The organism is Exiguobacterium alkaliphilum 12/1 (assembly GCF_000714435.1).
GTDB classification, from domain to species: domain Bacteria; phylum Bacillota; class Bacilli; order Exiguobacteriales; family Exiguobacteriaceae; genus Exiguobacterium; species Exiguobacterium alkaliphilum.
In genome coordinates, this window is the sequence record NZ_JJMW01000041.1 from 186,545 (window position 1) to 199,695 (window position 13,151).

The 13,151-nt window shown below is 55.6% G+C and carries 7 protein-coding genes; 5 read left to right on the plus strand and 2 right to left on the minus strand.

Features of this window, described 5'->3' with window-relative positions:
* Positions 1-218: 218 nt before the first annotated feature.
* Together RT52_RS09485 and RT52_RS09490 are read right to left on the minus strand one after the other, a co-directional pair.
* Positions 219-1,910, minus strand: coding sequence for a glycoside hydrolase family 13 protein (locus tag RT52_RS09485; protein WP_051690327.1), 1,692 nt, complete (start codon positions 1,908-1,910; stop codon positions 219-221).
* Between the two features lie 136 nt (positions 1,911-2,046).
* Positions 2,047-2,802 (minus strand): alpha/beta hydrolase, encoded by a 756-nt coding sequence (locus RT52_RS09490; protein WP_034807960.1) that lies wholly within the window; start codon positions 2,800-2,802, stop codon positions 2,047-2,049.
* A gap of 396 nt (positions 2,803-3,198) precedes the next feature.
* On the opposite strand from RT52_RS09490, the gene RT52_RS09495 reads away from it, so the two are divergent.
* The 5 genes from RT52_RS09495 to RT52_RS09515 all read left to right on the plus strand — a co-directional run bounded on the left by RT52_RS09495 (position 3,199) and on the right by RT52_RS09515 (position 13,063).
* Positions 3,199-6,717, plus strand: coding sequence for a chitobiase/beta-hexosaminidase C-terminal domain-containing protein (locus tag RT52_RS09495; RefSeq protein ID WP_034816929.1), 3,519 nt, complete (start codon positions 3,199-3,201; stop codon positions 6,715-6,717).
* A 76-nt stretch (positions 6,718-6,793) separates the two neighbouring features.
* Entirely contained in the window at positions 6,794-8,050 is a 1,257-nt protein-coding gene (locus RT52_RS09500) for an NAD(P)/FAD-dependent oxidoreductase (RefSeq protein ID WP_245175514.1), read from the plus strand.
* A gap of 103 nt (positions 8,051-8,153) precedes the next feature.
* A complete protein-coding gene (locus RT52_RS09505; RefSeq protein ID WP_245175515.1) occupies positions 8,154-8,762 on the plus strand; it encodes a hypothetical protein in 609 nt (202 codons plus the stop codon).
* A gap of 91 nt (positions 8,763-8,853) precedes the next feature.
* Positions 8,854-10,938, plus strand: a complete 2,085-nt coding sequence (locus RT52_RS09510) for a heparinase II/III domain-containing protein (protein WP_034816934.1) — start codon at positions 8,854-8,856, stop codon at positions 10,936-10,938.
* Between the two features lie 115 nt (positions 10,939-11,053).
* Positions 11,054-13,063 (plus strand): catalase, encoded by a 2,010-nt coding sequence (locus tag RT52_RS09515; RefSeq protein WP_034816935.1) that lies wholly within the window; start codon positions 11,054-11,056, stop codon positions 13,061-13,063.
* The last annotated feature ends 88 nt before the right edge of the window (positions 13,064-13,151 follow it).

The window sequence follows — 13,151 nt, forward strand, 5'->3', positions numbered from 1 at the left end:
TTGAATTCGAATTCACGTGACCTTGTTAATAAGAAGAGACCCGATATTTTTTTCTTTTATCACCAATTTAGATAAACCTTAAATTGGAATTTAATTTACTCTTAAATACATAAATGGTTCGCTAAAATCTTTTATTTTCAAACCTGTTACAGCGTAAGGTTGTCTAAAAACGACAAAACGGGCACTCTCCTCAGCTAGGAAAGTGCCCGTAAGTCGGGTCAAAGGCGATACAATCTCGCCTCGAACGGTTTCAATAGAAACGTCTCGGTATCAATCGGTTCCGGGTCAAGCTCATTCGTCAAGACGAGCGTACCCGTCACGACGTCCGGAAGCGTCACCGTCGCCGGATTGGCCGTCAAATTCGTGACGATTAAGAAACGCTTGTCCTCGAACGCCCGCTCATAAACGAACGCTTGGCGATGATCCGGCAACACGTCACGATAGCTGCCGTACGTGAACGTCTCCTCCGCGCGACGGAGACGAATCATCGTCTTGTAGAACGATAAGATGGAGTGGGCGTCCTTCGCCTGGGCCTCCACGTTTAGCGTCTCGTACTCTTCATGGACCGGCATCCACGGCGTCACCGTCGAGAACCCCGCGTGTGGCGAGGCGTCCCATTGAATCGGGGTCCGGACGTTGTCGCGCGACGTGCCCCACACTTGTTGCATCGAATCGATTTCGCTCATCCCGTTCGCGATGCGCTCGAAATACTCGTTCTTCGTGGCGACGTCATCGTAGTCATGAATCGACGGGAGCGGCACGTTCTTCATCCCAATCTCTTGCCCTTGGTAAATGAACGGCGTCCCGTGCATGAAGAAGTACATCATCCCGAGCGCGGTCGCGCTCTCGCGCCAATAGTGATTCTCGTCCCCGACGAGCGAGACGGCACGGACCATGTCATGGTTCTCGATATAGAGTGCGTTCCACCCTGTCTCAAGTAGCCCTTGTTGCCACTTGTCGAAAATCCGTTTTAGCTCGACGACATCGAGCGGGGCGAGTCGTGACTGTCGCATGATGTCGACGTGATCGAAATGGAACGCCATGTTCATCGCCCCGTTATCCGCTCCCATCCATAGGTCCGCCGCTTCCGGCTCAATCCCATTCGTCTCGCCGACGGTCATAATGTCATAGTTCGCGAACGTTTTGCGCTTCATCTCTTGCAAGTACTCGTGGATGCCATCGATATTGGAATACATCGAGAAGGCCGTCACGTACTTCTTTCCGTCCGGTGACGGCAGCATCGTGTCCGTCGGCTTCTTTTTGATGTGGCTAATCGCGTCGACACGGAAGCCGTCAATGCCTTTGTCGAGCCACCAGTTGACCATGTCGTAGACGGCCGTCCGCACGTCCCCGTTCTCCCAGTTGAGGTCGGGTTGCTTCTTTGAAAATACGTGTAAATAATACTGGTTCGTCTCCGGGTCGAGCTCCCACGCCGAACCGCCGAAGATGCTCGCCCAGTTGTTCGGCGGCTCGCCGCCTTGCCCGTCCCGCCAGATGTACCAGTCCCGCTTCGGACTGTCTATGGACTGTCGTGACTCGACGAACCACGGGTGTTCGTCTGACGTATGGTTGACGACGAGGTCTAACAGTAGCTTCATCCCCCGTGCGTGAACCGCCTGAAGCAACGCGTCGAAATCCTCCATCGTCCCGAACTCTTCCATGATGCCTTGATAGTCCGAGATGTCATAGCCGTTGTCATCGTTCGGTGACTTATACATCGGGCAAATCCAAATCACGTCGATGCCCAAATCCTCGAGATAATCGAGCTTCTCGATGATGCCGCGAAGGTCACCGATCCCGTCCCCGTTCGAATCGTTGAAACTGCGCGGATAGATTTGATACGCGATCGCTTCTTTCCACCATGTGCGTGTGACCGTCTGTTGCTCCACTCGTCTGAACGCCGTCTCCATACGTCAAGTTCCCCCTAGTGACTGTAGTCAATGTATTAGACAGATACATACCTGTTTTTCGATAAATCTAATCTTACAATAGCATTGGTGCAAGCGTTTGCAAAGTAGGGCGGCACAAAAAAATGCAGTCCGACGACTACATTTTCGAAACAGACGAAACTTGTTCACAATACGAGGCGATGAGCCCGGAAAGCCGCTCTCGGTCATTGTCCATCGTCGCCACATGATAGGATTGCTCGAGTACGGCACGCGCTTTCGGACCTCTCACTTGTTCGTATAACCAGACCGAGTCTTCCGGCGGCACGACATGGTCAACCGCCGAATGGATGACGTATGTCGGGACCAAGACGCGCGACACGTGCGGGCGGACGTCTTCGATTAAGGCGAGCAGCTGTCGAATCGCCGATGTCGGCACTTTGTCGTAGACGATTTCATGAACTCCTTCCGCCAAAATGTCAGGCTCGTCCTCGTCGATAAATCGACAAATTCCGTCCGCGGCGTGGCAGGCATAACCCGGTACCGACAACGCGGCGTTAATCGTGACGATGGCGTCGACGTGACCTGCGAGCGCGGCCTTCAGCGCGAGCGTTCCACCCATCGATTGTCCGACGATGATCACGTGACGACATCGCTCTCGTAGAAGACGGACCCCATCGATGACCGTCTCGTACCAATCGTCCCGTGTCGACCGTCTAAAGTCCTCTGGGTCGGTGCCGTGTCCGGCGAGACGCGGTGCGTACACCGTAAACCCACTCCCCATCAAGTCGAGGGCGACCTCATGAACACTTTGGGGCGTCCCGTTAAATCCATGACATAACAGGATACCGGTCTCGTTTCCTTCATAATAAAATGCGCCAGCTCCCGGGATGACCGGGTAAGTCGTTGTCGTCATTCATGTCCTCCTTTTTAATCCTCAGTTCACCGATACATTTAATTTGTATTAGAGAATTGTAAAAGTTGCGCCTGATTCCGTCAACACTATTCGACAAACTAAAAACCGATTTACCTTTGTCATCAAAATGTAATATGAACTTCGCGTTAAGAGGATTGAGTTCTGACGTCTGCTTGGTTATGTTTAACATGTAGTTTAAAAGTTGGTAAATGATAGCGAATTGCACCATTCCTGATGAGGGGAATCATCTCAGGCACATATCGTAAAGTAGAATAATGTAAGCGCTATCATTTATCTTGTCGTGTGGTGTGAGGGGGGCAACTAAACGGGACAAGTGACGTTATATTCAGCAACACGCGTATCAGCCATCTTACATAAATAAGGGAGACTAGAAACATGGGGATTCAACCATCACGCTCGTTCAAAAAAATGACAGGACTCGCCTTGTCTGTCGGACTCATCGCGAGCAGCTTGACGCCGATCGCGGCTAACGTTCAAGCAGAAGGACTGAACGCAACAGATTTATTCATCTCGGAGTATGTGGAAGGGTCAAGCAACAACAAAGCCATCGAACTGTTCAACGGAACGAGCTCGGTCATCAACCTTGCGGACTATAAGCTCGAACTGTATACGAACGGTAGCGCGACCGTCGGCACGACATTGAACTTAACGGGGACGCTTCAACCAGGAGCGACGTACGTCATCGTCAACGGAAGCGCGAGCGATGCGCTTAAAGCGAAGGCGAACGTCACGAGCGGCGTGACAAACTTCAACGGCGACGATGCGCTCGTCTTGAAGAAAGGCACGACGGTTCTCGACGTGTTCGGACAAGTCGGTTTCCGTCCGTCACCGAAGTGGGGTACGACGGTTTCATCTGTCGATCAGACGCTCGTCCGTAAAGACACGGTCACGACTGGCGACGCGAATGGCAGCGACGCATTCGAGCCAGCCAACGAATGGAACGCACTTCCAATCGATACGTTCACGAACTTAGGAAAACATACGTTCCAAGGCGTTGAATATGGGGATGGCGGCACAATCGAAGAACCACCGGCACCGGTGACACCAATCTCCATCGCGGATGCACGCACGCAAGCAGACGGGGCGACGGTCACGGTCAAAGGAATCGTCACGGCGAAGCTCGCGAACACGATTTCGATTCAGGACGCGACAGGCGGTCTGTCGATTCGACCGACTTCCCTCGCGGTCAACGTCGGCGATGAAGTCGTCGTGACGGGCGCGCTCGGGTCATACCGTGAACTCCTTCAATTGAACAACGCCGTCGTCGTCTCGAAACAAGCGACCGAAGTACCAGCCCCGCAAGTGTTGATGGGTGAGCAAATCAATGAAGACGTCGAATCTGAACTCGTCACCGTGAAGAACGTGACGCTCTCTGGTAGCGGGCAAAACTTGACGGCGACGGACGGAACGAAAGAGTTCGTCGTCCGCGATGAGCGCGGCATCCTCGACCTCCAGACAGGCGTCAATTACTCGACGATCACGGGCATCGTGCAACAGTTCGATAACACGTACCAAATCATCCCGCGCAGCGTCGCCGATACTGTCATCGATTCATCGGTTCTCCGCCCAGCCATTGCGGCACCTGGCGCCGGCACGTTCGTCGGGCCACAAGACGTGACGCTCTCGACGACGACGGCGGACGCCGAGATTTACTACACGCTCGACGGGTCGGACCCGAAAGTGAACGGTACCCGCTACACGGCACCGATTCGCATCGAATCATCGCAGACGTTGAAGACGGCCGTCAAAGCAAACGACACGTTCAGCGCCGTGACGACATATGACTATAAGATCACGGATAAGATTCGCATCCACGACATTCAAGGCGCAAGCCATACGTCACCGATGAACGGACAGACGGTCGAAGGTGTCGAAGGCATCGTCACGTACTCGTTCGTCTCAAACGGTACGACATACTATTACATCCAAACACCGGACATGGAAGCCGACCAAGACCCACGAACGTCTGAAGCCATCGTCTTGTACGGCGGACGCTCGATCCCGGGCATCCAAGTCGGTGATCTCGTCAGCGTGAAAGGTCTCGTCAGCGAATATGCGATCGAAGGCTATAGCGACCGCCAGCAGACGGACATGAAGATGACGCAAATCGACACACGTAACGGCAAAGTCGACGTCTTGAAGAGCGGGGTGAAGCTCCCGACACCGGTCAAGATTGACGAGTCGAACTTACCGACCGAGTTTATCGACAGCGACGCGCTCGCCATCTTCAACCCGGACAAAGACGCCATCGACTTCTGGGAAAGCCTTGAAGGCATGCGCGTCGAGACGGGCAACTTGAAGTCGGTCTCGCCGCAACAGTACGGGGACCTCGTCACCGTGCTCGAAAGCACACCGACAGAGACGTTCAACGGCGGTATTCTCCTGAAGAAAGATGACGCCAACCCAGAACGGATCCAGTTCCGTCTCGAACCGAACGTCGAAGCGCGTGAGTTCGACGTCGCGACGGGCGACTTGTTCAACGGACCGATCGTCGGGGTCGTCGGATACTCGTTCGGCAACTATAAGATTCAAGTCGGGCTCGATGAGATGAAGTCTGCCTTCGTGAAAGGTGACGCGAAACGGGAGACGACGTTCATCCAAGCAGAAGAAGACAAGTTGACGATCGCCTCGTACAACCTCGAGAACTTCTCGAACAACATAAAAGAGACGTCGGACGACAAGGCGCTCAAGCTCGCGAAAGCGTTCGTCGAAGAATTGAACAGCCCAGACATCATCGGGGTGACCGAGGTCCAGGACAACAACGGCCAAAGCGCGGGAGATGCAGCGGCTGACCAAAGCTACCAGCGCTTGATTGACAACATCGTCGCTGTCGGCGGCAAGACGTACAAGTACGTCAACATCGACCCGGAAAACAACAAAGACGGTGGCGCACCGAACGCCAACATCCGCGTCGGTTTCCTGTATGACCCAGAACGCGTCTCGCTCACAGAAGGTGCGCCAGAAGGTGACGCGACGACGGCTGTCGGCTATGAGAACGGGAAGTTGACGCACAACCCAGGACGCATCGACCCGCTCAACCCGGCGTTCAATAGTTCGCGTAAGCCGCTCGCGGCCCAGTTCGACTTCCAAGGCGAGAACGTCATCGTCATCGCCAACCACTGGAACTCGAAAGGCGGCGACACAGGCTTCTTCGGTTCACAGCAACCGGTCGTCCTCGGTAGTGAAGTCCAACGTAAGAAAATCGCACAAATCGTCCATGATTTCGTGGCGGATGTGAAAGCCGACAACCCGGATGCGAACGTCGTCGCGCTCGGTGACTTCAACGACTTCGAGTTCTCAGACGCCATGCAAATCTTCAAGGGCGACTTGATGACGAACATGGTCGAGAAAGTGCCGGCTGCGGACCGATATTCGTACGTCTATCAAGGCAACTCGCAAGTGCTTGACCACATCCTCGTATCGAACCGTCTCGCTGCTTCGACGGAGATTGATATGATTCACGTCAACGCCGACTTCACAGAGATGTCGGGCCGCGCGAGTGACCACGATCCGGTGCTCGTCCAAATCGACTTGAAACCTGAGCCGGAAACGCCAGAAGTCGAATTGAAACGCTACACGGTCGAGAACCATCCGGCCGCACGCCTCGTGCTTCAAGAGGACTTCATTGGAGTTACAATCGGCAAAGGTACGAACTTCAAGAACGGCATCTTCGTCCGTGGCATCCACACGGAACTCACAGGTGACCCACTTAAAAACATCGTCGTTCAAGTGAAGCCTGAGAAAGCCGGTGCCATCATCGACTTCAAAGGTGCGACCGTCAAAGAAGTGATCGTCGACGGGACGAACCTCGCCGAGATTCGCGGCGCGGAGAACGTCAAACGCATCACGTATACGAAAGGTGCTTCCGCTAAAACGGTCGTCATCACCAAATAACGCCTGAACCGCAGACAAACTCGTCTGCGGTTTTTTGTGTTTTCATTTCGCAGAATCGGGGATGTATAGGGAAGATATGAACGAAGCGGAGGATGAACGGATGGAACTGCATAACGGGAACTTGTATTGGCCGACGACGGAATCGGAAGACATCGTGTTGGAGCGCCCGATGAAACGAGAGCGCTACGACGTCCTCGTCATCGGGTCGGGCATGTCCGGCGTGTTGACGGCGTATACGCTTCATCAAGACGGCGTCGATGTCGCCGTTGTCGACAAAGGGAAAGTCGGGGCCGGCAGCACCGCCGCCAACACCGGCCTCATCCAATACTCGAACGACATCATGTTGCACGAGCTCGCCGACCAAATCGGGGAAGCGGACGCCGTCCGCTTCTATCGCCTATGCGCCGACGCGGTCGACGCGCTCGATGACGTCGCCGCAACCGTCGGGGCGAACGATGTCTATCTGCGCCGGGACAGCCTCTGTTTCGCAAGCTGTGACGAAGATGTCACGAAATTGAAACGAGAATATGAGATGCTTACGAGACATGGCTTTGCTGCCGAGTGGCTCGACCGCGACGCGCTGAAGGCGCGTTTCCCGTTCGAGAAGCCGGCCGCGCTCGTGACGAAAGGTGACGCCGAGGTCAATCCGCTCACCCTTAGCCGTCAAGTCGTGCGTCATCTCTCAAAAGCCGGTGTGCCGTTCTTTGAGGAGACCGAGGTGACGGACGTCGTCCCGGACGGAGACGGTTGGCTCGTGATGACGCCACAGCCACACGAGACGTTTTATGCGAAGCACGTCATCTTCGCGACCGGATATGGCGCTTCCCCGCTCCTCGATCCCCACCGCATCGAGTTGAACCGGTCCTACGCCATCGCGACAAATCCGCTCCCCCACTTCGATGATTGGGACGGCCAAGCGCTGATTTGGGAGACGAAGCGTCCCTACCTATACGTCCGGACGACCGTTGACGGACGCATCATCGCCGGCGGTCTCGATGAAGAAAAGCCTGAGACGCCGCATAGCGAGGCGCTCATTCGCAAACGCGCCGAACGCATCAAGCAGGAAGTCGAGACGTTGTTTCCGATGTATGAGTTGACAGTTGAATACGCTTGGGCGGCATTGTTCGGGGAATCCATCGATCAATTGCCGTTCATCGGGGAACACCCGGACCGGCCGCACCTGTATTATTTGCTCGGTTACGGTGGGAACGGCACGGTCTACAGCATGCTCGGCTCTCGACTATTAAGTGATCTCGTACGCGGCATCGACAATGACGATACCCGCATCGTCCGACTCGATCGGACGCGACAATCCGACACCGTCCGCCCCTGACGTTCAGGGGCTTTTTTGATACATATCGCAAGGAGTGAACGACATGAGACAGAAAAAGAAAAACAGACGAAAACCAACATGGGTGTACCGTACCCGAAGAGGCTTGCTAGTCCTCCCAGCGCTCGCTTTCGCCATCTACGTCTGGCCGAACGATGCCGAGAGCGAGCCGGAGTCGACGCAGACCGAATCGGTCCAAACGACGGACCGACCGTACACGATAAAAGAAAGTCGAGCCGTCGAAGAAGACGAGACGGTACGCTATGAGTACGACGTCGTCGTGCACGGCCAACCGGACGTGGAGACGCTACAGGCAATCAGTCACGACGTCATCGACGAAGTTAAACACCGCGACACGTTCCAAGCGGCGTTAATCCAATATTACGACCATGAGGCGTACATCGGTACCGACTCACCGCTCGGACAAGCCGTCTTCGGTCCCGGTGGTGACTGGGGACTCGCCGGAACGGTCGCTCCCGGCGATTACGAAGAGATGACGTTCGGGTGGCAGTTGCGCGAGAAAGAGTGGGATTCCCAACTATCCGAGGAAGAAGTTCGCGTATGGCGGGCCTGGAACGATGTGTATGAGACGAAAGCGTCGAACCACCCCGATATCCGTTCACGTGTGACCCGGACCATTTCGACCAAATACGGGATTGATCCGGAAGACGTGCAACAGATCGTCTTAAAACAAAACGTCTGGGCCGCCCTCTAATCAACGGAACAGGCAGGACTTCCCTTCTCCTTCGGCTAATGATAAGGAGAAGGTTTTTGTCGTTTTCGTTGATGTAGAAAGGACGAGATGCATGAGAAGACACCTATGTGCTGTTGTCATCGCCCTATTGGTCGGTTCGTTGTTCCCGCCGCTCGGCGCGGAAGCGGCCGCATCGGCACCGTATCAGCTGAACGTCCGAGCCGGTGCCACGCTCTATCAATTTGTCGGCAAGACGCTCACCCCGAAATCGACATTGAGAGGCGCCAAGACGTTTCAGGCCATCACGACTTCAGGGAGCTATTATCGCGTCACCGATGGCAAGACGACGTGGTACGTCCGAAAGCAAGACGGCACGCTACAGGCGAGTCACCTCTCACGCGCGACATTCTCGTCAGACGCGTACGCCCGGCTGACGCACGAATATATGCGGACGCTCACCCGCGGGGCGTCCCCATATACATATGATGTCCTGTCGCCTACGAACGCCGTCACCCGAGCCGATGCCGCCTTGCGAGGAAACTGGTATATCCCGTCCCCTCCCTACACGCTCCGGGTCCCGAACGTTGATACATATCGATTTGACACGTCCATCCCGAAAGTCGACTCTAATTCGTTCGTCTTTCAAATCCATTATTTCACGACGCTCAACCAACTGACACAAGCCTATACGGTGAACGGACGGGACGAGTACCTCCGTTACGGGAAACGGATCGTCCAAAGCTGGACGAAACAATATCCGGTCGAGGACTATAAGCGCCATACGTGGCCTTATCATGACCACGGGACCGCCATCCGGACGTTTCATCTGCTCAATTTTTGGAACGTCTACCGGACGTCACGTGTGAATGACGACCCGGCGTTCTCGCAACTGTTCGCGAAGACGCTGTATGAGCACGCGACGCTACTAGCGACACCGAGCTTCTATAAATCGAAAAACAATCACGGCATCTTTCAAGACATGGCGCTCACCGCCATCTCCGAGACGCATCGCTCGTTCGATCGTTCCGCCGGCTGGCGCACGCTCGCCACGAACCGACTGACTGCCCAGCTGAATCACAGCCTGAGTGCCGACGGTGTCCATCTCGAGCATTCGCCGTTTTATCAAATCTATGTGTATGACACACTCAGCCGCTTCAACGACTGGGCCGCCGCCAATCGCTTCGGATTATCAAGCCGGATGCTAGACGTAAAGGATATGCCGAACGCGCTGACCTATATGCTTAAACCGAACGGAACGTTGCCGATGTTCGGCGACACCCCGTCGCTCGTCCATCATCCGGAGGCCATCCCACACGTCGACCGTTCCCCACACCTGCTTTACGCGATGAGCGGCGGGACGCGCGGAACAGCCCCGACGACACGGGTCGGGCGCCTGTCGGATCAATACGCGTTCTTCCGCCAACATTGGGGCGGCCGCGCCGGGGCGTTCGAGGATGCCGTCCACGTCATGATGACAGCCGGCTATCACAGCAACGTCCACAAACATGCCGATGACTTATCGATTGACGTCTCCGGTTACGGACGAGACTTCATCGTCGAGAGCGGTCGCTACGGTTATACGTCCCGACCCGAGCGACAAGCCGTCTTACCCGCGGCGGCCCACAACACGGTCCATGTGTCCGGCAAGAGCTTCAATTTGACCTCGAGCAATTTGGGGCGAAGCCGCATCACGTCCGTCGGGGCGTCGTCGACGCAATGGACGGCCGCCGGGACGAGCCAGTTGATCGGGAGCGGCATGGCCCATACGCGTCGACTCGCTTACGACCGGGACGGGACGATGCTCGTCTACGACCGCATCACGAGTCCCGTGACCGCTTCGTTCGTCCAACGGTTCCACCTCGGGGTCGGGTTGAACCGCACCGAGAGCGGGAGCCGTTACGCCTATTTCAAAGATGCCGCAGGACGCTCGCTCCATGTCTTACAGCTTGAAGTCGACGCCACGCCGAAGCTTGCCATCGGTTCGAGCTACGTCTCGTATCGCGATTACGATTGGCAACGACGCAACCAAGTCGCGACGACGAAGCGTGGAAAAGGCGTGACTTACTTGACGCTCCTCCACCTCGGCGAACGACCGACGAAGATTCGCTCGTATACGCTCGAGACGACGGCCCGACACTACATCGTCCGTTACACCTTGTCCGACGGGACGACGAGGACGCTGTCGATGCTACGATGAACCTTCCCCTCTTTTGAAAAAGAGGGGTTTTTTCTCGTCCGGTTAGGGAAAACTCGATAAGTAAGCCAAATCGTGGCTTACACGGGTGCGTATATTTAAAGGGGAGGCAACAAACATGGGGAACAAGAAGGAAGAGCAGTTGAAACAACATACGATTGACAACGAGCAACAGGCCGGGCTGACGACGAACCAAGGGCTGAAGATGGCCGAGGACGAGTTCTCGCTCAAGGCGGGTCGGAGGGGACCGACACTCATCGAGGATTTCCACTTCCGCGAGAAGATGACGCATTTCGACCATGAGCGTATCCCGGAACGCATCGTCCATGCCCGTGGCGTCGGGGCACACGGGGAGTTCCGGTTGTATGAGCCGCTCGCCGACTACACGAAAGCCGACTTTTTGAACGACACGTCGAAAGTGACCCCGGTGTTCGTCCGTTTCTCGACCGTACAAGGATCGCGTGGTTCGGGTGACACCGTCCGTGACGTGCGGGGATTCGCGACGAAGTTCTACACAGATGAAGGCAACTATGACCTCGTCGGGAACAACATCCCCGTCTTCTTCATCCAAGACGCCATCAAGTTCCCCGACCTCGTCCATGCCGTGAAACCGGAGCCGCATACTGAAGTCCCGCAAGGCGGGAGCGCCCACGATACGTTCTGGGATTTCGTCGGCCAAAATCATGAGACGGCCCATATGATCATGTGGGCGATGAGCGACCGGGGCATCCCGCGCAGCCTTCGCATGATGGAAGGGTTCGGCGTGCATACGTTCCGCCTCGTCAACAGTGAAGGGAAGGCCCATTTCGTCAAGTTCCATTGGAAACCGAAACTCGGCGTCCATTCGCAAGTGTGGGACGAGGCGCAGAAAGCGCTCGGCAAAAACGCGGACTTCCACCGCGTCGATTTGTACGAGGCGATCGACAAAGGGGATTATCCGGAATGGGAGCTCGGCCTCCAGCTCATCGCCGAGGAAGATGAGTTCAAGTTCGATTTCGATATTCTCGACCCGACGAAACTGTGGCCGGAAGAAGAAGTGCCGGTGAAACTCGTCGGTAGCATGGTGCTTAATCGAAACGTTGACAACTTCTTCGCCGAGACGGAACAAGTCGCGTTCCACCCGGGCCACCTCGTCCCAGGTATCGACTTCTCGAACGACCCGCTCCTGCAAGGGCGTCTGTTCTCGTATACGGACACGCAATTGTCACGACTAGGCGGACCGAACTTCCATCAAATCCCGATCAATAAACCGGTCTGCCCGTTCCATAACAACCAACGCGATGGCATGCACCAGATGGCCGTCCACAAAGGCCAGACGAGCTATCACAAGAATGCGCTCAACAACAACCAACCCGAGCCCGTCCCTGCCGACCAAGGCGGCTTCGAGCATTACCAAGAGAAAATCGATGGGCATAAGATTCGCGGACGCAGCGACAGCTTCCTCGACTTCTACTCACAGGCGAAAATGTTTTATAACAGCATGACCGACGTCGAGAAACAACACATCCAAGACGCATGCAGCTTCGAGCTCGGCAAATGTGACTCGGACATGGTGAAAACGAACGCCGTCGACTTGTTGAATCGGATCGACCGGCACCTCGCCTCTGTCGTCGCTGACAACATCGGAGTCGAGCTACCGGCTGAGAACAACGAAGTCGTCTCGGACAAGAAGTCCCCTGCCCTCAGCATGGCCAACACGATTTCGAAACCGGACACGAAGAGTGTCGCCGTCTTGTTAGCGGGCGATGTCGATGCCCGGCAAGTGAAGGCGTGGGTGCAGGCGCTCGCTGACAACAAGGTCAACTATAGCCTCGTCGGCAAGAAAGCATACACGCTCGGCGACTTGAAAGTGAAAGAGACGTATGACACGGTCGACTCGAGCCTGTTCGATGCCGCCTTCCTCGTCAGTGCCGCCAACAAAGTCGAAGACGACGTCCTCGAGTTCATCGAGAACACGTACAAGCACTTCAAACCGCTCGCCCTCCATCTTCACCACGAGGAAGCGCTCGCGAAGTGCCGTGTGGAGACGGACCAGCCTGGAGTATTCTCGTTCCCGGAACACAGTCTCGACGGGTTCGATACGTTTATCGACGGGATTGCCAAAGGCCGATTCTGGGACCGGACTTGATTGAAATCAATTCAGAAGACGTGACCCATCCAACGGGTCACGTCTTTTTCGAGGCGATGCGTCCGAACAGACAAACGCGCCCGCTGTT